This is a genomic window from Streptomyces sp. iso_384, assembly GCF_056172905.1.
In genome coordinates this window covers 1,192,580-1,213,321 of record NZ_JBWBTT010000001.1, presented here as the reverse complement: position 1 = coordinate 1,213,321, position 20,742 = coordinate 1,192,580, and the positions used below count along the sequence as shown (strand labels likewise).

Annotated in this window: 16 protein-coding genes and 1 tRNA gene; 1 reads left to right on the top strand and 16 read right to left on the bottom strand. The window is 69.2% G+C overall.

Going from position 1 to position 20,742, the window contains the following annotated elements:
• Window positions 1-63: 63 nt before the first annotated feature.
• Entirely contained in the window at window positions 64-1,575 is a 1,512-nt protein-coding gene (locus AC0VY3_RS05400) for an MFS transporter (RefSeq protein ID WP_475549073.1), read from the bottom strand.
• Window positions 1,576-1,793: 218 nt separating this feature from the next.
• On the opposite strand from AC0VY3_RS05400, the gene AC0VY3_RS05395 reads away from it, so the two are divergent.
• Window positions 1,794-1,868, top strand: a tRNA-Cys gene (locus AC0VY3_RS05395).
• Between the two features lie 79 nt (window positions 1,869-1,947).
• Here AC0VY3_RS05395 and AC0VY3_RS05390 read toward each other — a convergent pair.
• The 15 genes from AC0VY3_RS05390 to AC0VY3_RS05320 form a co-directional block, all read right to left on the bottom strand.
• A complete protein-coding gene (locus tag AC0VY3_RS05390) occupies window positions 1,948-2,697 on the bottom strand; it encodes a hypothetical protein (protein ID WP_475549072.1) in 750 nt (249 codons plus the stop codon).
• A gap of 64 nt (window positions 2,698-2,761) precedes the next feature.
• On the bottom strand, window positions 2,762-3,460 hold the full coding sequence (locus AC0VY3_RS05385; protein WP_475549071.1) for a hypothetical protein: 699 nt from the start codon (window positions 3,458-3,460) through the stop codon (window positions 2,762-2,764).
• Between the two features lie 5 nt (window positions 3,461-3,465).
• Window positions 3,466-5,847: a hypothetical protein gene (locus AC0VY3_RS05380; protein ID WP_475549070.1), complete on the bottom strand. Its 2,382-nt coding sequence runs from the start codon at window positions 5,845-5,847 to the stop codon at window positions 3,466-3,468.
• Between the two features lie 17 nt (window positions 5,848-5,864).
• Complete coding sequence (locus AC0VY3_RS05375) at window positions 5,865-6,299, bottom strand: hypothetical protein (RefSeq protein WP_475549069.1); 435 nt, start codon at window positions 6,297-6,299, stop codon at window positions 5,865-5,867.
• A gap of 227 nt (window positions 6,300-6,526) precedes the next feature.
• Complete coding sequence (mycP, locus tag AC0VY3_RS05370; protein ID WP_475549068.1) at window positions 6,527-7,861, bottom strand: type VII secretion-associated serine protease mycosin; 1,335 nt, start codon at window positions 7,859-7,861, stop codon at window positions 6,527-6,529.
• A 23-nt stretch (window positions 7,862-7,884) separates the two neighbouring features.
• Window positions 7,885-9,300: a hypothetical protein gene (locus AC0VY3_RS05365; RefSeq protein WP_475549067.1), complete on the bottom strand. Its 1,416-nt coding sequence runs from the start codon at window positions 9,298-9,300 to the stop codon at window positions 7,885-7,887.
• A gap of 72 nt (window positions 9,301-9,372) precedes the next feature.
• Window positions 9,373-9,915 (bottom strand): hypothetical protein, encoded by a 543-nt coding sequence (locus tag AC0VY3_RS05360; protein WP_103509849.1) that lies wholly within the window; start codon window positions 9,913-9,915, stop codon window positions 9,373-9,375.
• A gap of 127 nt (window positions 9,916-10,042) precedes the next feature.
• Complete coding sequence (locus AC0VY3_RS05355) at window positions 10,043-12,403, bottom strand: xanthine dehydrogenase family protein molybdopterin-binding subunit (protein WP_181010915.1); 2,361 nt, start codon at window positions 12,401-12,403, stop codon at window positions 10,043-10,045.
• A gap of 58 nt (window positions 12,404-12,461) precedes the next feature.
• Entirely contained in the window at window positions 12,462-14,114 is a 1,653-nt protein-coding gene (locus AC0VY3_RS05350) for a (2Fe-2S)-binding protein (protein ID WP_475549066.1), read from the bottom strand.
• Window positions 14,111-15,007, bottom strand: a complete 897-nt coding sequence (locus AC0VY3_RS05345; protein ID WP_242742056.1) for an FAD binding domain-containing protein — start codon at window positions 15,005-15,007, stop codon at window positions 14,111-14,113. The genes AC0VY3_RS05350 and AC0VY3_RS05345 overlap by 4 nt, the downstream gene beginning before the upstream one ends.
• Before the next feature lie 339 nt (window positions 15,008-15,346).
• Window positions 15,347-17,050 (bottom strand): beta-N-acetylhexosaminidase, encoded by a 1,704-nt coding sequence (locus AC0VY3_RS05340; protein WP_475549065.1) that lies wholly within the window; start codon window positions 17,048-17,050, stop codon window positions 15,347-15,349.
• 4 nt (window positions 17,051-17,054) lie between these two features.
• Complete coding sequence (locus tag AC0VY3_RS05335; RefSeq protein ID WP_010062110.1) at window positions 17,055-17,903, bottom strand: carbohydrate ABC transporter permease; 849 nt, start codon at window positions 17,901-17,903, stop codon at window positions 17,055-17,057.
• Window positions 17,900-18,886: a carbohydrate ABC transporter permease gene (locus AC0VY3_RS05330; RefSeq protein ID WP_242742058.1), complete on the bottom strand. Its 987-nt coding sequence runs from the start codon at window positions 18,884-18,886 to the stop codon at window positions 17,900-17,902. The genes AC0VY3_RS05335 and AC0VY3_RS05330 overlap by 4 nt, the downstream gene beginning before the upstream one ends.
• Before the next feature lie 2 nt (window positions 18,887-18,888).
• Window positions 18,889-20,193 carry an extracellular solute-binding protein gene (locus tag AC0VY3_RS05325; RefSeq protein ID WP_242742059.1) on the bottom strand — a complete coding sequence of 435 codons (1,305 nt, stop codon included), beginning with the start codon at window positions 20,191-20,193 and terminating at the stop codon, window positions 18,889-18,891.
• Window positions 20,194-20,436: 243 nt separating this feature from the next.
• Entirely contained in the window at window positions 20,437-20,733 is a 297-nt protein-coding gene (locus tag AC0VY3_RS05320) for a DUF3039 domain-containing protein (protein WP_006124925.1), read from the bottom strand.
• Window positions 20,734-20,742 lie beyond the last annotated feature (9 nt).

Sequence of the window (20,742 nt, the reverse complement as noted above, 5' to 3'; positions counted from 1 at the left end):
CCGAGGTCCGACGAGACGGTGCTCACATCACGTCGACGGCCAGGTCCGGCAAGCCGGGGGAAATCACTTCTCCCGTGTCCCGACGACGACCCTCGTCGCCACCCACACCCCCACCAGCGCCACCCCCGCCATCGGCAGGAACACCGCCGCGAACGCGCCAGGGTGCGAGCCCGCGGACCCCGCCTGCACCGCGCCGTGCGCGGCCGCGCCCACCGCACCGCCGCCGAGCGCGGCGAAGGCCGCACCGCCGGTGGCCAGCAGCAGCACGTTGGAGAGGCCGTCGGAGATCTGGAGGGCGGCGGAGTTGGATCCCGCCTCCTCGGGGGCGGACAGCTTCAGCAGCAGCACGCTGGTGGAGGCGATCACCATGCCCATCCCGAAGCAGCCGAAGGCCCAGGCGACGGCGACGGTCCAGACCGGAACGCCCTCGATCAGCACGGAGGGCGCGACGGCGATGGAGGCGGCGACGAGCGCCATGCCGGTCACCATCAGCCGCTCCCGGTGCGCTTCCATGCGCGGCCGGGACTGCACGAACGAACCGAGCGCCCAGGTCGCCCCGCCCACGGCCAGCGAGAGCCCGGCCATCGTCGGGGACAGCCCGCGCTGGGTGACCAGCATCAGCGGTACGAAGGACTCGGCGGCGATGAACGACCCGGCGGCGACCCCGCGCAGCAGAACCACCGAGGGCAGCCCGCGCCCCGCCCGTACGGTCCCGGCGGGCAGCAGTCCGCGGACGGCGGGCACCAGCAGGGCGGTGCCGAGGGCGGCCGGCAGGAGGGCGAGCCAGTTCAGCTCCTGCCCCGCGTACTGGAGCAGCCCCGCCCCGGCCGAGATCCCGAGGGCCAGCCGGATCCGGCGGCGGTCGTACGGCTCGGTGGCGGCGGCCGGATCCGCGGGCCCGGAGGCGGTCCGCCGGATCGCCGGGAGGGCCAGGGCAAGCGGAATCACGATAAGAACAGGAATGCCGACGAAGACCCAGCGCCAGCCGAGGTGCTCGGTCACCGTCCCGGAGGCGAGCGGCCCGACGACGGAGGGAATCACCCAGCTCGCGGCGAAGGCGGCCAGAATCGCGGGCCGGATGCGCTCGGGGTAGGCCCGCCCGATGACGACGTACAGGGCGACGATCACCAGCCCGCCGCCGAGGCCCTGGACCGCCCGTCCGGCGATGAAGATCCACATGCTGGAGGCCGCCCCGGAGAGCAGCAGGCCGGCGCCGAACGCGGTGATCCCGGTGGCGAGCGGCTGGAGCGGCCCGCGCCGGTCGGCCCACTGCCCGGAGAGGACCATGGCGAAGAGGCTGGTGGTGAAGTACGCGGAGAAGGCGAACGCGTACAGCGGGATGCCGTTCAGCTCGCGGGCGGCCACCGGCATGGCCGTGCCGACCGCCGTGGCCTCGAACGCGATGAGGAACACCACGGAGACGATGCCGATGCTCAGCGCCCGGTAGGTGCGCCCGAGGACCCCTTCGACGGCCGCGAGGGGCACGTCGGACAACGGGTCCGGGTTGTGATCGTCGGTCGCGGGCGGCGTGAGGCGGGCGGCATCGGTGCCGTCGCGCGGTTCGAGGGCGGTCATGGCCTCAGAGTAAGGGGCATGGGCCGGTTTGAACCCTGTCGATGTACGGTCCCGGGCTCGGCCCTTGGTCGTAGGCCTCGGGCCCCGGGTATGAACGGCGTATGGCAGTCGCGTTGCGGGCGGGCCGGATTCCTTGAGGCGACGGACGGGTGCCCGTAGCGTCGTGGACAGAGCAAAGAGAACACACCACCGCGGCACTGCACCACCGCACCACACCCGACCGTGTACCCGAGAGGCTCAGGGGCTCGACTGCAACTCGAGTTACACCGGTTCGAATCCGGTCACGGTCTCCACCACGCGGAAGTGGCCGCCCCTTGTGTATCGGGGCGGCCACTTCCGCGTACTCCTCGCACGGGCGGGCCGATCACGGGCTCACGCCTTGAGCGCGTCCAGCACATCGTGCGCATCGCTGATCAAGTCGCCTTGGTACGGTGCCAGCTCCGGAACCTCGACCTCGCCCTCAGGCAGATCCTCGCCGTCGTACACCGTCGATACGGACATGCCGATCGTGATGACGGCACCACCGTCCCGCACGGACACCTGCGAGGAATCGTCGTCCAGCGTCACCAGATAGGCGCTGTCCCCGAGACCGACGATTCCCTCCACCTTGGCGACTTCGTTCCCGAAAAGGTCCACCTTCGTGTTCAGGGCTTCGAATTCAGGCCCCGGGTCGGTCTCCTTGTGCAGTTCGACCCTCATCGTCACGGCGATCTGGACGGACCACCCGTCCACCGCCTGCTTCTCCCCGGAACCCGTGAAGGGAGCGAGCGAGACCGCGCAGTCGACCCGGTCGACGGCGGGATGCTCGATCCGCCCGGGCTGTTCGGTCGGCTTGTGCTCCGCCTTCCCGACGGATCCGGAGAGCGCCTTGAGCTTCATCGCAGCGCAGGGCTTCTCCCCCAGCCGATACTCCCGCACATCCGGCTTCCCGTCGCCGAACCCGTACACGAACACCGCCGCCGCCCCCACCACGGAAGCCACCAACGCACCGGCCGCACCCCAGAGCAACCCCTGCCCCTGCCCCCGCCGCCGCCCGGCCGCAGGCTTCCGGTCGAAACCGCTCACCACGTCCTGGGACGAGCCCGGCCCGTCCTCCCCCACCAACTCCGGCTCGGAAATCACACCGGCACCTCCCCCTGGTCAACGGCTACGGTACTGGCCACCGCCCCCACCACCGCGCCGCGCGTCACGCGGGATCGAGTACCGGCCGAGGCTCCAGCCCTCCGTCGTTCTCGCAACGCAGTTCCTTCGCCATGGCGAGGGCGAAGGAATGGGCGACGGTCGCGTAGGCGTCCCTCAGCTTCTCCGGATCACCCTCGGGGTCCTCGGGCGACCAGCGCTCCACACCGATGTCGATGTGAGCCGGTTGGGAGCCCGGCAACTTCTGGCTGCGGCAGGCGAATTGGACCGAGCCGGCGTCCACGGCGGTCAGGGCGCGCTCCCCCATCCGGAGCACCGTGAACTTCGAAGCAAGGTCACGCACCGGCCGGCCGTCGGTCAGCTCCCAGGTCACCTCCAGCCGATCGCTCAGGGCCGCGCCGATCGCGAACACCTGGCAGATGTCCCCGTCAGCGGTGAAGGACGAGGTGAACTCTCGGCTCAACGACTTCGCCGCATACGCGACGGTGGACTTTTCGTCCGACCCCTCGAACCGGGAGGACCCCGTGATTGTTCTCAACGATGAGGCCGCCTCGGCGGAAACAGCAGTGCCACCGCAGAGCCGTGTCCCCGCCACGGACTTGTCGTCACCCTTCCGGACCTCGTCCCCTGTGCTGCAGCCGACAGCTCCGAAAGCCAACGCGCCGACCACCGCTACCGCGACGAGTCCATCACGTACCGCCTTGCGACTGCTCACATCTGCATCCTTCTGCTCCTCGCCCGGCACCGTTCTCAGCCGGTCTCCGAGTCATTTCCCTGCTGTTCCTCGCGGGCATTACCGGTGGAATAGCCGACTCTCATGGATTCCTTCAGGTCCTGCCCGAAATCACTCTTAATGCTCACACCATGCTTACGCCTGAACTCCTCCATAGGCGACTCGGCCAGACTCTCACCGGCCGTGTACACCTTCTTCCTCTCTTCCTCATTAAGCTCTTCGACCTTCTCCTTGTGCCCATCCACCGAGTTGTCGGAGACGTCACCGATCACCTGCCCGATGACTTGCTCCAGAGCGCCACTGGCCGTGTCGGTTGCCAACGGGATAAGGACGGCGGCGGTACCCACAGCTGCCGTCGCCGGCAAGAAGGCCACACCCGCCGCCACGCCGGCCACGGCCCCGAATTCGACCCAGCCCGCCCGCGCGGCCACCGCCTTCTCGTAGTCCTCGTGCGTTTTGAGGTTCGTCGCCTGGACCTGGTCCGCCCGGGACTGGTCGAGCATGCCTTGCACCTCGGACCCTGTTTGCACAGCCGCCCGCGCCCCACCTTGAGCGATCTTTCCGTCCGGGCCTACCTGCGCTTCCAGCACACTGCGGGTGTAGACCTCCTCGGCAGCCGAGACGGTCGCGTAGGCATCCGGATGCTGGCCGAGCGAGCTGAGGAATTCGCGGGCGATGCCGCGGCCGTTGTGATCCGCGGTGCCTGCGAAATCGAGACGTCCCTTCTGGTTCTCACCGGGGGCGAAGACGCTTTCCAAGTCATTCTTGTCCAGAGCCCAGTTGATGTCGTCGATATATCCCGCACCCATGACGCCCATACTGTCCGCCAGGCCCTCCTGGTGCTTGAGCAAGCCAGCGTCTGACCCGTACTTCTCCATGACCTTCTGCATGATCGCGGCATTGTCGGCATCCCGCTGCACACGCACGTCCGGCTCACCCGCCGGGTAGCCCAGCGTTGCCGCCTCCAGTGCATGACCCAGTGCGTCCGGCATGTACTGAAGAGTGGGCCCCAGTTTGTCCGGATCGGTAGAGTTGGAGTCCGGGAACGATTCCCACTTCTCGTTTCCGAAGAAGTCGAGGTAGTTGTCGATGGCCACCTCTTTTTTCTTGCCGAGGCCGTTTTCGACGGTCTCGACATCCATTTTTCCGAGTTCGGCCGTGGCGCCTCGGTTGACCGTGCCGTCCTCGTTGTAGGCGGTCGGCTCATCGGTGAAGAACTTCTTTGCCGCGTCAGGACTGTTCCCCAGCGCCTCCAGCATGGCGGTGGTCGGGTCATAGCCGGACCCGTTCTTCCCTGAAGGGTTGAACGGGTTGTCCAGGAAGCCGTTCACCTGCTTGTTGCCGGCGAACCGATAGGGGTCCTTCTGATGCAGCTGCGCCACGTGCTCGGCGATCGGGTTGAGGAACTTCGCGTCATAGTCCCCGTACCGCATGATTCCGCCGAGCAGTTGATACCCGTACGGGCCGCCGCTGTTGTCGTACTTTGACAGTGGGATCTGCTGGGTGCCCATCTTGCGGAGCTCCGGCCCCCACTCCGCGGTGAACGCCTTGTCGTGCGAGGCGGTGGCCAGGTTGAGGCCGAGGTTGCGCTGGAGTGCCTGGACGTCTGCCAGGCGCTCCTTGTCGACCTTGCTGTAGTCGTGCGTGTCCGTGGCGAGCTGCCCGAAGAAGGCGAGTGCCTTCTCCGGGCCGAGCTTCTCGTAGAAGCCCTTGGCGAACTCTGGCGAATTGGCGTTGTCACGCAGCAGTTCGTTGAGCGCCTGGAGTTGGGCGTGTGTCAGGTCGCGTCCCTTGCGCGCGAGGTCGGCGGCACGGGCGGCTTCCTCCTGATCCAGGTTCTTGTACTTCGGGGTGCTGAAATCCTTGCCTTCGGTGACGTTGGCCTCGAGCGCGTTCTTGAAGGCGACGTCGGTGTCGTTGCAGTTGTCGACGATCAGGTCGATCTTCTTCTGCCAGCTCTCGACGGCTTCCTTCTGCTTGCGCAGCGCTTCGGGATAGTCGGGATCGTGCCGCGCAGTCACGTCTTCCTCCAGCGGCCTCCGCGGCGTGACCTTGCCCTTGGCATCCACATGGATGCCCGCCGCGCGCCCTTCGACGTCGCGGATGTTCACCAGGTCGTCCTTGGCCTTCTTGAAGGCGGTGTGCGCGTCCTCCAGAACGAGCTTGACGCCTTTGGCCTCGGCGACCGCGTCCCTGAACTCCTTGGCTGTCTTGCCGATGAACCCTTTGGTGACGCCTGCGTTCACGCCGTCCCACTCGGCCTTGTCCGCCTTGACCTTCATGCCGTCATTGGCTACCTCGGCAAGGCGTTGCAGCTTGGTGACCATCTCCGACCAGTCGTCGGCAGCCTCCTTCAGCTTGCCGAGCGGCGCGTCGATGATGTCCTCGTACTTCAGCATGCCGACTCCCCCGTGACTTACTTCAGATACTCATTGAGCTTCGACACACTGAGCAGGTCGCCGACGATCTGAACGTCGTCCTTGTGATGGGCGGCCTTGGAGTAGTCGAGGTGGTTCGAGATCTGTGCGCAGGCATCGAGGAGCGTCTTGAGGTGCGTCTGCCAACGGTCGTGAACCTTCAGCAGCCCGGACCCGCTCACGAAGTTGCCATTGGTGAGCGCGATGGCCGCGTCGAAGGTCGCAGACCGGGCATGATCGCCGTCCTTCGACAGCCGCGTGCGCAGCTCGTACGCGTCATGCCCGATCGCGCCCAGGTCGTCATCGTTGACGGCAAGGTCAGCCTGAGGCGGGCCCTTCGGAACTCCTGGTTCGGCAGGTACGCCATTGAGGCGCATATCAACCCTCTGGGTCGATTCCGTGCGAAGTTCTGACCATTCCGCATCAAACGTCATGGATTCCCCGTGATGGTCTACTCAAGCGGCCGAGGCCTTGGACAGATTCACTGACTCAAGACACCAACACTAGTCGCCGGGATTCACGAAGTGGCATCAGAACAAGACATCTCTGAACCCCCACCACAGACCACCGAAAAGCAACGCGCGAACTCGGATTACAAACCTTTTCGGGCACCGGGTAGCTGATTCAAGCCATGGGCCGGCGCGACCGTGAGACCGATGGCCTAGTGCGAGGTGTTCTCTGGCGCACCAGGAGGAGGAGACACTGGCGGATACGGCGGCTGGAACTGCGGCTGCCCATACCCGTACGGGGGCTGATACGCCGGCGGAGCCTGTGCGGCAACAGCCTTTCGCCGACGGAAGCGGAGCACCGCTGCCGTCACGCCGCCGCCCACCAGAACTGCCGCGGCAACCCCCAGGCCAATCCAGAGAGCGCTATTGCCGCTTCCGTCCGCAGCCGCGGCGGCAGGCGCCTCGCTCTGATCGGCGCCGCCTCCAGCCTTGGACGGCTGCGGCGAAGGCGCATCGGACGCCGCTGCGGCGAGATCCGGAAGCGGGTACACATCGGCCGGCCCGGGGTCCCCGGGCGTCTTGAGCGCGATACGCGGACGAACGATCCCGTAGCCGATCCCGTCGGACCGCTTCTTGCCGCTGACGGGACCACCTGCGGTGTTCAGCATGACCCGCAGGACCTGGTTGTTCGTCCAGTCTGGATACTTGGACCAGATGAGGGCTGCGGAGGCGGAGGCGAGAGCCGTCGCGTCGCTGGTGCCGTAGGACTCACACAGCCCAGACCCGCCGCCACAGGCATGGATCATGTCCTCACCTGGCGCGGCCAAGTCGACTTGGGGACCATAGTGCGAAAAGTCCGCCCGCGCGAGGTCGCGACCTACAGCGCCAACGCCGACCACTCCAGGTGTGGCCGCCGGAAACATGAGATTGTTTCCTTTTTTGGCATCATTCCCAACACCTGCAAAAATAAGAGATCCCTTATTCAGGGCGTATTCGACGGCTTCATCGAGATTTCGTGAACCTTGAATTACGGCCAGAGAGATGTTAATTACCTTGGCGCCCGAATCGACAGCAAAGCGGATACCTCTCGGTACCGACTGATTGAACTCCGCGAGTCCCTGTGCCTGATTATTCGCCTCGGCTTCAGTGAGACGAATCGGCAAAATCTTTGCCCCAGGCGCCAGACCGAATGCCCCCTTCCCCCCGTCCCTCTCACCCGTCCCTGCAATCAGTCCCGCCATCCCGGTGCCGTGCCCGTCAGTGTCCGTGTGCTCGTCTCCGGGATCCCCTTCCGCCAGGTCCTTCCCTTTGAGGACACGCCCCCGCAAATCGGGGTTGGAATCGTCGACACCACTATCAATAACCGCGACCGTGATGCCCTCTCCTGTGCTGGAAGTCCACATCTCGTCCGCCTTCATAACATCGAGATGCCACTGCCTCGGCCTCATCGAATCCGCATGAGCAGGTGCGGGAATTCCTACGAGTAGTCCGACCAGCGAGGCGAGCACGACACGGACATGGATTCTGCGGCGACTGCCGGTAGGCATACGGTTCCCTTAGCAGGTGTTGGTCAGTCGATGACCGGCGGCACGACGCGTCGCGCTCCGTGCTGCCACGTCTCTTCATCCTCGGTCAGGTAGTCAGGCCTCTCGCTGCCTTCGTCCCGGCGCGGGTCACCAGCACGTTGCGAACCAACGGCACCACGACCCATCGCACCAGTGCTGCGTGCGCCTTCGCCGCCTGACGCCGCGCCTCGCACGAGCCCTGTCCCGCCGGGTGTAAACGGCCGTGCACCGGGCTGGCCCGGCTGCTGTGGGCGGCCGCCCACCATCCCTCCGGCTTCGCCGGCGAGCCGCCGTCCGCCGACGATGCCGCTCTGTCCACCCCCAACAGCACCGCCTGGCCCGTGCGTCATCGGTGCACGACCAGCGTGAGATCCTTCGCCGCCGACCACTGTTCCTCTCGGCAACCCGGCCACCGGTCGACCTGAGGTCTGCGGGACAGGCCGACCACCGACGATGCCGTTGGCTGGCGAAGGGCGTCCCACTTGCCCGTTGCCAGGACTGCTTGGCCCTGGCATGGCCAGGGAGGGACGCGTAGGGCTCACCGGTCGACCAGGACCGTTCGTCGACGGGAGCGGGAGGGCGCCCTTGTTCAGAAGTGGTGGAGTTCCGCCGACTACAGGAGGCAGGCTGACATCGGGCCTTCCTCCGCCAGCCTGACTGATTACCGGAGTGGTTGTCGGCACTGTAGGCGCCTCCGGACGCGTCACTACGCTGTCGATGCCCATGTACACCGGAGAGCCAACTGGCGACGCCCCGTCAAGGCCGGGAGACCCAAGAGATCCTGCAGAACCAACACTTCGCGGCATATTCTCACTGGGCCCGAGCACGAGAGCCTGTGCCTCACCACGCACGGCGCCTGGACTAGCATTCGAGGCGAGTGGGTCTAGGCGCCCTGGGCCATTGACCTTGTTGTTGTTGTCTGGCATGACAACTTGAGGCGGAGGCGGAAACGTCGGCCGCTCCAGCTTGTTCAGCTGGGCCACCGAGTGCGTGTACGTCTGGGAGAGCTTCCGCATCTCCGCCGCCGCAGCCTCCCGCTCCCCGTTCAGCTTTCGGATCAGGTCCGCGGAGTCCGGGTCGTTCCGTGCCGACTCCGCGGCCTTGAGGCTGGCCTCGGGGTCTCCGGTGGGGCGGGGGATCGCCGCCTTGGCCTGGGCGATCGCCGTGGCGGTTTCGCCCAGGCGCTTCGATGCGTCCTTGCTGAACTCGCCCAGGCGCAGCGTGGCGTTGGCCAGATCCGCACTCCAGGTGCGGAACGACTCGGCTCCGTCGCCCTTCCACTTCACGATCTGCGGGCGGATCTTCAGCTCTTCGCCGATTTTCGAGATCTCTTTCGCCGCACTCGACAGACGATCGGCCACGCCCTGGACCGCCGCGCTGTTGGCCTGGTCCAGCCACGCGATCATCTGCTTGTGCGACATGCCCTCGAACGATGTCGAACCCATCTCACTCCCCCGTTCGTACCGCTGATCGCCACGCCGTCCCGACCGCCATCAGGCACCCCCGGTGTCGTCGGTCGTCGAAGGCTGAGGCGTGGGCGGCGTCCTGTCGCCGCTTCCGCTCTGCTTGTCCCCGCCCGGAACCGGGTTGTACTCGCCGGGGTAGTGCTTCTCCGCACCCGTCTTGATGGCGAGCATGCGGTCGCGGATGTCCTGGTCCATGTTGTCGTAGCCCTTGTGCGCGGCCAGGACCGCGATGCTCATGCCCTCGATGGAGTCCGAGAGGAGCTTCGACAAGGTCTCCAGCTCGCCGACGACCTTCTCGTACGAGGCGAACATGCCCTTCGCCTCCGGCCAGGACACGTCGCCGAACTGGCTGTCCTTGATGGAGATCTCGCCCAGCTTCTTGGCGTCCGCCGGGGACGCCTTCAGGTCCACGAGGATCTCGTCGATACGGTCGCGGAACTTGGTGAAGGACTCCAGCTCGGTGTAAAGCTCTGCGACCGCACTTTGCGCCGCAGCGACGGCGCCCCCAATGAATCCCCCGAAGAGCCCCCCGGAGGAGCCGGCCCCTTCGGAGCCCTCTCCCGTCGCCACAACACCCTCCCCGTTGTCCTGCTGGTACAGCTTCGAGGATCACTGTAGCCAGCATCGGTGACAGCTCGCACCCTTTGATTGCACGTGCAATGCGCATCACACCGGTCCGACGGCGGTAACGAGCCAGTCAGGGCTTGGGTGTTGCCACCGCCGCCTGGGGTCTGATGGGGAGTCGGTTCACCGGGCGGCCCGTTGCGGAGCGGACCGCCGAGGCCACCGCCGCGGGGGCCGTGACGACCGGGACCGCCGAGGCCGGTTTCGCGCCGAACGGGGCCACCACGTCGCGCTCCTCGACCAGTTTCACGATGCGGATGTCGGGGGCGTCCAGCGAGGTCGGGAGTGCGTAACCGGTCAGGTCGGGGTGGCGGATCAGGCCTCTCGCGGTGCGGAGGTTCTCCGTGAGCGCCGCGCCGATGCCCTGGGTGATGCCCGCCTCGATACGGATCGCCAGCTGGGCGGGGTTGAGGGCCCGGCCCACGTCCTGGGCGACCGCCATCTCGACCACGCGGATCGAGCCGAGCTCGATGTCGACGTCGACCACCGCCCGTACCGCGCAGAACGCCAGGCCGACGAACGCGTCGCCCTGGCCCGACTCGTCCAGTGGTTCCGTGGGATGCGGGCGGCACTGCGCGGTGGCCCAGAGTTCCTTGCCGTCCAGCGCCTCCGTGACGGTGGTGGAGAGCACGCCGTCGTACGAGGTGATCTTGCCGTCGGCGATCTGGAGCAGTTCCGTGGACATGCCGAACTTGTGCGCCAGCGGCTGGAGGAGCTGGGTGCGGACCATCTTCGCCGCCCGTTCCACCGCCCCGCCCGACACCCAGGTGTGGCGGCCGTGTGTCGCCGGGCCCGCCGGGGGCTGGTCGGTGTCCACCGCCGCTACGTGGACCTCCTCGACGCCCAGGGTCTCCTGGACGATCTGGCGGGCGAGGGTGGTGAAGCCCTGGCCTGTTTCGACCGCCGCGCAGATGACGGTGGCCACGCCGTCGTGGACCCGGACCGTGGCCGTGGAGACCTCGTCCGTGCCCTCGGCGCCGAGCATGTGGACCATGCCCAGGCCGTAGCCCACGCCCCGGCGCACCGCCCCCGGCTCCCCCGCGCCCTCGGGGCCGCCCGGCAGCAGCCAGTCGTCCTCCGGGGCGTCCTTGGGGAGGGCGGGGAGGGGGTAGTCGCGGACCGAGCGGAGCAGTTCGGCTACCGGGGCCGGGCAGGTCACCGTCTGGCCGGTGGGCAGGATGTCGCCCGTGGAGAGGGTGTTGCGCAGGCGCAGTTCGGCCGGGTCGATGCCCAGCTTGGCGGCCAGCTTGTCCATCTGGCCCTCGTACGCCGCGCAGACCTGCATCGCGCCCTCGCCGCGCACGTGGCCCGAGGGCGGGTTGTTCGTCCGCACCGCCCAGCCCTCGATGAAGGCGTGCGGGACCACGTACGGGCCGCAGGCGAAGGCCACGGCCGCCGCCAGGGACTCCGAGGAGGCGTCGGCGTACGCGCCCGCGTCCAGGAGGATCTGGGCCTCCACCTTGACCAGCCGGCCCTCCGCGTCCGCGTGGTGGCGGTAGCGCAGGAGCGTGGGGTGGCGGTGGGTGTGGCCGAGGAAGGACTCCTCGCGGCTTGCGGCCAGCTTCACCGGGCAGCCGGTGCGCAGCGCGAGCAGGCCCAGCGGGATCTGGAAGCCCGGGTCCTCGCGGTCGCCGGTCGCACCCGGCACCCCGGTCACGACGACCTTGACCCGGTCCGGTTCCAGGCCGAAGCAGGCGGCGATCAGGTCGCGGTCGGTGTGCGGGTCGGTGGAGGCGGTGTAGATCTCGACGCCTCCGTCGGGCCTCGGCACGGCGAGGCCGGCCTCCGCGCCGATCGGGGCGGGGTCCTGGCGGCCGATGCGGTACAGGCCCTCCACCACGACCTCGCCCGTCGCCTCCGCGTCGCCGTAGCGCAGCGGGATGTGGCGGATCAGGTTGCCGTCGGGGTGCAGGGGCTCCGCCGCGAACGCCTTCTCCGGGTCCGTGACCGGCTCCAGCACCTCGTACCGTACGGCGATGGCGGCGGCGGCCAGCCGTGCGGTGTCCGGGTGGTCCGCGGCGACCGCGGCGATCGGCTCGCCGTGGTGGCGGACCAGATCGGAGGCGAACACCGGGCGGTCCACCACATGGCGGCCGTAGTTGCTTTCCCCCGGCACGTCCTCGTGCGTGACGACCGCCCGCACCCCGGGCATCTCCTCGGCCGCCGAGGTGTCGATGGACAGGATCCGCGCGTGCGGGTGCGGGGAGCGCAGCACGGCCGCCCACAGCAGGCCCTCGGCCCAGAGGTCGGCGGCGTACGGGAAGGTGCCCTCGGTCTTCGCCCGGGCGTCGGCGGCGGGGAGCGACGCCCCGAGGCCCATCCGGGGCTGCTCCTGGCCCTGGTCCGGGCCGCCGCCGGGTCCGCCGCTCAGCGCGTCGATCCTGGGCAGGCCGGTGCTGGTCGCATTGGCCGCGGTGGCCGCGTCGCCGCTCACGCCGCCTCCTTGTCGTTCGCCTGGTGCTGCTGCTGTACGGCGGGGCCGCGGGCGTGCCTCACAGCGCCTCTCCCTCGTGCGGGTGGGGCACCTGCTGCACGCCGCCGGCGCCCGGCTCGGCCTGATGCGGGATAAGCGCCTCGTCCTGGAGCGCCGTGGCCGCCTCGGCGGTCGCCTCGCGGGCCGCGACGACGTCCGCGACCGCGTCGAGCACGCCCCGGTAGCCGGAACAGCGGCAGAGGTTGCCGCAGAGGGCCTGGCGGGTCTCCAGCTCGCTGGGGGCGTGGTTGCCCTCCAGCAGATCGTGAACGGTCATCGCCATGCCGGGGATGCAGAAGCCGCACTGGACGGCTCCGCAGGCGGACAAGGCGCGCTGGACGTCGGACGGTTCGCCGTCGACGGCCAGGCCCTCGACCGTACGCACCTCGCTGCCGGCAGCCGTGGCCGCGGGGACCAGGCAGGAGGCGACCAGCCGGCCGTCGACCTGGACGTTGCAGGCACCGCACTCGCCCTGCGAGCAGCCGTCCTTGGCCCCGGCCAGGCCGAGACGCTCGCGGAGCACATAGAGCAGGGACTCGCCGATCCAGGCGTCGCTGACCGGGCGGTCCACGCCGTTCACATGGAGCAGGTAGGACGCGGAGGGGTGCTCGCTCGGGGAGTCGAGCAGGGCGGGGGCCGGGTCCGGGGCGGGGTGCGAGGTGGGGTCCTCGGCGAGCGTGAGGACGGTGTCCTCGTTCGGAGGTGCCGTCGGATCCGATTCCGCTTCCGGGCCGGGCACCGGCTCCGTTTCAGGCTCCGCTTCCGTTTCCGCTTCCGTTTCCGGAGTTGCTGCCGCATCGGTCGCGGCAGCCGTGGCCGCCGCCGGGTCGGGTTCCTCCGTGTCGGGCCGGGTGTCTCCGGACGCCCCAGTCGCCGCCGGTTCGGCCGTCGCCGGTTCCGGGGCTTCTTCCGTTACGGGTACGGGGGCGGCCTCCGGTTCCGGCGTGGCCCAGGGGGCGGGGGCGCCGCCGGGCAGCGTTGCCGGGCGGGCGCTGTCCGCGTACCACTGCGGGGTGTGCGCCGAGGCCAGGAACTCGCCCGATTCGTCCGGGAGATCCCCGTCCGCCACCGGGATCGTCCACTGGCCGGTGTGGCCCGTCTGGCTGGTGTGGCTGGTGTGGTCCGTCTGACCGGTGTGGTCGGAGACTCCGGGGACATCGGAGGCACCGCGAGCGCCGGGCGCTTCCGGGGCTCCCTGCTGCGGAGCTGCCGGTGTCTCGCCCAGGGCCTCGGTGAAGTTCCACTGGGCCGTGGCGTGCGACGTGTCCTGGTAGGGGCCCTGGTATCCGCCCTGCCCGCGCTGCTGGTTCGGGTCCGGCCAGTGGACCGCGCCGGTCTCCCGGGCGGCGGCCTCGTGCGCGGCGGCGGCCTCCTGGGCGCGCTGCTCGGCCTGTGCCTGCTGGGTCTGCGTCTGGATCACCCAGCTGCCCGTCGCCGCCGGGTCCAGACCGGCGGCCGGGGTCAGCGGAACGATCATCGGCGGGACGTACCCGTGGCCGGGCGCGGCCAGCGGGATGTTCGCCAGGTCCTCCGGCGGCAGGTGGACGAACGCGGTGGCGTCGGCGTCGAAGCCGTCGCCCTGCGGGGTCGGCTCCCAGCCTCCGTAGCGCGGGTCCGGGCCCTCGGAGTGCCCCTGCCCGTGCTGCTGGTGGGGGTTTTCCTCATTGCTCACGACAGTGCCCTCCCCAGCGCGCGTCGGGCGAGCGCGGCGACGGTGCGCCGCAGGTGCAGGACGGCCGGGGACAGCGGCGGGGCCTCTGTGCCGTCGGCCGGTGGTGCGTGGTCCGGGATGCAGGCCGCGGCGACGTACTCACCGAAGGCCGCCAGCGCGTCGGGGGCCAGGCCCCGCTCGCCGTCCCAGTCGATCAGCGAGGCGATCCAGCGCTCCGCCTCCAGCGGGCGCAGCGGCATCGGGGCGATCGCGCCGACCGCGCAGCGCACGCCGCGCCGGGCCGGGTCCAGGACGATGGCGACCGAGGCGGTGGCGCGGCCGGGGCCGGTACGGCCGGTGGCCTTCAGGAACACCTGCGGGGCGTGCAGCAGCGGTACGCGGACGAAGCCGATCAGCTCCGCGGGCTCCAGCAGTTCGCGGCCGGCGAGCAGGTGGGAGACGGGGATCTCACGGCGGGCGCCGCCGGGGCCGGCGATGACGAGCTCGGCCTCCAGCGCGGCCAGCACCGGCAGGGCGTCGCCGGTGGGCGCGGAGGTGACGATGTTGCCGCCGAGCGTGCCGGCGTTACGGATCTGGGGCGGGCCCGCGGCGCGGGCGGAGGCGGCGAGGGCGGGGATGAGGGCGGCGAAGTCGGGGCGGCCCATGCGGGCGTGGGTGAGTCCGGTGCCGAGCAGGGCGTGGCCGTCCTGGTAGTGCCAGCCGCGCAGCTCGCTGATCCGGCCCAGGCCGACCAGCCCCGAGGGGCGCAGGAGCCCCTTGTTGACGGCTGCCATCAGGTCCGTGCCCCCGGCAACCGGTACGGCTGCGGGCATGGCGCCGAGTGCCGCCACGGCCTCGTCCAACGAGGTCGGCAGTGTCACCGACTGCGTCGCCTGCGGTGCGTGCGTGGTCAACCCAGCTGCCCCTTCCCGGTCTCCCGGCTGTCCCGCCTGTTCCGCCGTACGGTACGTGTTCACAGCCCGGACGTGGCAACTCTGGCACATCTTCCGATCGGACCGGCGCGAGGGTCCGCGAAGGGTGGATCCGTCCCTGACCTGCGGGATGTTCCGGTTTCGCATGTCTTCGGCGCAGAGGGTGAATTGCCACTCTTCAGCGAGGCTTGTACGACTTATTCCGTTCGCGCCCTCGCACGGGAGCGGACGGAAGGGCGGCCGGCCCCGGACGCGCGTCGGCCGCAGCGGTCCCGGAGAGCTCCCCGGAGGACGGCTGCGGCCGGCGGGCCGGTGCGCGGGTCACACCACCGGAGGCTCTCCCTCCAGCGGGCGGCCGAGGATGCCGGGGCGCTGCTGGCGGGGGTACGGGCCGGCCGGCGGGCGGTAGTCGACGCCGAGGGCGTCGAGCCGGGCGTAGTGGGCGGTCATCCGGGCGTCGAAGGCGGCGAAGTCCCGGTCGGCGGGGGCGGGCAGGGCGGACCAGGCGACCTCGGCGAAGGCGGCGAGGCGCGGGAAGACCTGGTAGTCGACGCGGGCCCGGTCCTGCATGACCTCGGTCCACACGTTGGCCTGGGTGCCCAGGATGTGACGGGCCGCCTCCTCGCTCAGGCCCGGCGGTACGGGCTCGAAGCGGTAGACGTTCTCCAGGGTCCTGACGTACCCGATGGGCATCGGCTCGTCGGGGCCGGCGTCCTGACGGTGGTCCAGATACACCTGCTGCTCGGGGCACATGACCACGTCGTGCCCGGCCTCGGCGGCCGCGATGCCGCCGGCGTAACCGCGCCAGGAGGAGACAGCGGCCCCTTCGGCGAGGCCGCCTTCGAGGATCTCGTCCCAGCCGATGAGGCGGCGGCCTCGTGCGGTGAGCCAGGCGTCGAAGTGCCGGATGAACCAGGACTGGAGCCCGTCCTCGTCCTTCACGCCGAGTTCGGCGATCCGGGCCTGGGCGAGCGGGGACTCCTTCCACTGGTCCTTGGGGCACTCGTCGCCGCCCATGTGGACGAAGGGCGAGGTCTCGGCGGGGAAGAGTTCCAGCACCTCCTCCAGGACGCCCTCGAAGAAGCGCAGGGTGTTGTCAGTGGGGGCGAGTACGTTCGGATTGACGCCCCAGGTGTCCCAGACGGAGAGGGTGGTGGTGTCGATGACGTCGGTGTTGCCCAGTTCGGGGTATGCGCTGATCGCGGCCTGCGAGTGGCCCGGGATGTCGATCTCGGGGACGACCCGGATATGCCGCTCGGCGGCGTAGGCGACGATCTCGCGGATGTCGTCCTGGGTGTAGAAGCCGCCGTAGGGGGTCTCGTCCCAGAGTTCGGAGGCGCGGTGGCCGTATTTGGTGCGCGAGCGCCAGGAGCCGACCTCGGTCAGGCGCGGGTGGCGCTTGATCTCGATGCGCCAGCCCTGGTCGTCGGTGAGGTGGAAGTGGAAGACGTTCAGCTTGTGGGCGGCCAGCAGGTCCAGGTAGCGCAGGACGTCGTCCTTGGGCATGAAGTGCCGGGAGACGTCGAGCATCAGGCCGCGCCAGCCGAAGCGGGGTTCGTCCTCGACGACGACCGGCGGGACCTGCCAGGAGCGCCCCGGGGCGAGCGGTGCGCGGCGGAAGGCGTCCGGGCCGAGGAGCTGACGGAGGGTCTGGGCGCCCCGGAAGACGCCCGCCGCGGTGCCGCCCGTGAGGCGTACGGCGTCCGTTTCGACGGCCAGGCGGTAGGCCTCGGGGGCGAGCGCGGCGTCGAGGGCCAGCACGATGCCCCGGCCGCCCGTGCCCGCACCCGTGTCCGTGACGGCACGCGTGCCGCCGGCCTCCGGAAGGGGCAGTCCGGTGGCCGCGCCGAGGGTGGTGCGCAGCCAGTGGGCGACGCCCTCCGTGCCCGGTGCGGCGCTCAGCGGGGTCTCGCGGTCCAGTGCGTACGGTCCGCAGGGGGCGGCGGTCAGGGTGCGCGGGGCCGGGATCAGACCGAGCGCGGCGGGGTCCGCGGTGTCCGTCGCCGTCCTGTCCTCGGGTGTCATGACATCAGTCCTTAACCGCTCCGCCCAGTCCGGAGACGAGGCGTCGCTGTACGAGTACGAAGAAGACCAGTACGGGGATGGTCATCACCGTCGAGGCTGCCATGATCCCTCCCCAGTCGTTCTCGTCCGGTTTGAAGAAGACCAGCAGCGCCATCGGCAGCGTCGACTGGGAGGTGTCGCTGATGATGAACGACTTCGCGAACAGGAAGTCGTTCCAGGTGGTGATGAAGGAGAAGACACTGGTCGCCACGAGGCCCGGGAAGACCAGCGGGAAGAGGATCTGCCACAGGAAGCGGGTGCGGCTCGCCCCGTCGATGTAGGCGGCCTCCTCCAGGGCTTCGGGGACGGCCTTCACGAAGCCGCGCAGCATCCAGATGGCGAACGGCAGCGAGAAGGCGAGGTGCGGCAGGATCAGCGAGCCGAGGGTGTTCAGCTGGCCGAAGTCGCGCATCAGGAAGAACAGCGGGATGGTCAGCGCCTCCACCGGCACCATCTGCGCCACCAGGAACATGATCAGCAGCGTGGTGCGGAACTTGAAGCGGAAGCGGGTCACGGCGGTGGCGGCCAGGAAGGCGACCAGCGCGGAGAGGATGACGACCGTGCCCGCCACCAGCAGGCTGTTGAGGAAGTAGCGGCCGAAGTCCTGTTGTTCGAAGACCCGGCGGAACGAGTCGAGCGAGGGGGCGAGCGTCCAGGGGCGGGCGTCGGTGGACTGGATCTCCCCGGCCGGTTTGAACGCGGAGAGCACCATCCAGTAGAGCGGGAAGGCGACCGCGACGGCGATCAGCAGGGCGGCGGCCTCGGCCATCAGCCTGCCGGGCCGCTTGACGCGCAGGAGCGTGCGTGCGCTCACAGTTCCTCCCCCTGGCGGCGTACGAGACGCAGATAGACGAGCGTGACGGCGAGCAGGATCACCAGCATCACGACGCCGATCGCCGATCCGAGGCTGTACTGCGAGGACGCGAACGCCTTCTGGTAGGCGTACACGTTGAGCACCAGGTTCTGGCCGGCGATGCCGCCGCCGTTGGTCATGACGTAGATCTGGGTGAAGACCTTGAAGTCCCAGATGATCGACTGGATGGTGACGACGATCAGGATGGGCTTGAGCATCGGCGCCATGATGGTGCGCCAGATCCGCCACTGGGACGCGCCGTCCAGCGAGGCGGCCTCCAGGACTTCGGTGGGGATGGCCCGGATGCCCGCGTACACGGTGACCATCACGAACGGGAACGAGCACCACAGCACTTCGAGGAGCACGAGCGCGAAGGCGCTGTAGCGGCCGTACGTCCAGGAGAAGTCGCCGAGCCCGAGCACCTTGTTGACCGGTCCGAAGTCGGGGTCGAAGAGGAAGACCCAGACGGTGGATCCGGTGATCGCGGGGGTGGCCCAGGCGCCGAGCGCGGCCATCATCAGCGCGAGGCGGGGCAGGGCGCGGATGCGGGTGAGCAGGACGGCGAGCGCGCAGCCGACGAACAGGGTGGAGACCACGCAGGCCGCGGCGAACAGCACGGTGGCGAGGAGGACCTGCCAGAACTGGCTGTCGTCGAAGAGCGTGGCGTAGTTGCCGAACCCCTGGAAGGTGGTGGGTTCGCCGCCGCTGACCTGGGCCTGGGTGTACTCCAGGAACGAGATCAGGCCGAGCTGGTAGATCGGGTAGACCAGCAGTCCGGCGAGCAGGACGAGGGCCGGCAGGAGGTAGAGCCAGGGGGTCCAGCCGGAGTGCCCCCTGGGGGACGCGGACCGGCCGCGCCGGGGCGGGCGGGCGGCCTGCGAGCCGCGGCCCGCCCCGGCGGCGCCCGCGGGCGCCGCCTTGAGCGGAGAGGTGTGCGTGGTCATCGTCAGCCGGCTTCGGTGAAGGCCGCGTCCATCTTCTTCGCCGCGTCGTCCGAGGCCTTCGCCACGTCCTTACGGCCGGAGACGATCTCCTGGAACATCGTCGGCAGGATCAGCGAGGCGTCGATCTGGCCCCAGGCGGGCGAGGCGGGGACGAACTTGGCGCCCGCGCCGAGGGTCTGGACGAACGGGGCGACGAAGGGCTCCTTCTTCGCGGCGTTGTCCAGGACGTCGGTGTAGGTGGGCAGGAAGCCCATCGCGTCGAACATCTCGGCCTGGGTCTTCTTGCCGGTCAGCGACTTCATCAGGTCGACGGCGAGGGTGCGGTGCGAACTGCTCTTGAGGACGCCGAGGTTGTTGCCGCCGGCGAAGGCGGGGGCGATGGAGTTCGGGGCGACGCCGGGCAGCGGGACGACGGCGTACTTGCCCTTGACCGCGCCCGCCTCGACGGCGGCGTGGCTGAAGTCGCCGCCGATGGCCATGGCGGCCTTGCCGGAGGCGAAGGCGGTCACGGTGGCGTTGCCGCCCATGGAGGCGCACTTGGCGGCCGGACAGTTGTCGTCGCCGAAGAGCGAGGTATAGGCCTCGATGCCCTTGCGGGCCTTCTCGCTGTTGATGCCCGACTTGTACGTGCCGCCGCTCTCGCCCGCGAGTTCGCCGCCGTTGGCCCAGATGAAGGGCATCGCTCCGTAGGTGTACGCGCCGCCGACCGCGAGGCCGTAGAGGTCGGGCTTCGCCTTGTGGATCTTCTTGGCGGTGGAGACCAGCTCGGCCTGGGACTTGGGGGGATCGATGCCGAGGTCCTTGAAGACGTCGGTGCGGTAGTAGAGGGCCCGGACGCCGACGAAGAAGGGCGCGCCGTAGACCTTGTCCCCGACGGTGACGGACTGCTTGGCGATCGGGTCGGTGTCCTTGGCCTCGTCCCAGGCGCCGAACTCCTCGGTGACGTCGGCGAGTCCGCCGTCCTTGACGTATCCGGCGGTGTCGCTGTTGCCGTACTCGATGAGGTCCGGGGCGCTCTTGGGGTCGTTGAACGCGGCCTTGATGCGCTGCGCGCGGGTGTCGACGGGTATGTACTCGACCTCGACCTTCGCGCCCTTGTGGGCCTTCTCGAAGTCGGCGACGGCCGCGTCGACGACCTTCTCCTTGGGCTTGTTGCCGACCTCCTGGAAGAGCCAGACACGGAGCGTGCCGCTCTTCTCGTCACCCTTCGCACTGGTGTCGGAGGTCTGCGGCGCGCAGGCGGTGGCGGTGAGGCCGGCCAGCACAAGCGCCGCAGCCGGGGCGGCAATTCGGGCAGAAAGCTTCATCCGGAACCCCTACCGGTCATGCGTTGCATCATGTGCAACGTGCGTTTCGTTCTGCACAACTGGCAGGAGAGTAGATCCGCGCCCCGGAGACGACAAGTGGTCTCGACCACTCTGTGACCAGCGGATGCAGCCCGTGCAACGCGACCGTCCGGTCACCTTCCGTGAGCGGACATGGAGAAGGCCCCCGGGGCGCGCGGTGACGCGCGCCCCGGGGGCCTTCCGGCGAAGCGGTGGGAGCCGGACCTACTTCTTGTCCTTGCCGCCGCCCTTGCCCTTGTCCTTGTCGCCACCGGCGCCCATGGACTCGTAGATCTCCTTGCACATGGGACAGACCGGATACTTCTTGGGGTCGCGCCCCGGTACCCAGACCTTGCCGCACAGCGCGACCACGGGAGTGCCCTCCAGGGCGCTCGCCATGATCTTGTCCTTCTGGACGTAATGGGCGTAGCGCTCGTGGTCGCCGTCGCCCCTCGACACCTGCGGCGTCGGTTCGACGAGGGTCCCCGTACCTGCCCCGCGATCGGGCTCAAGAGTGCTCATAACCGCCAA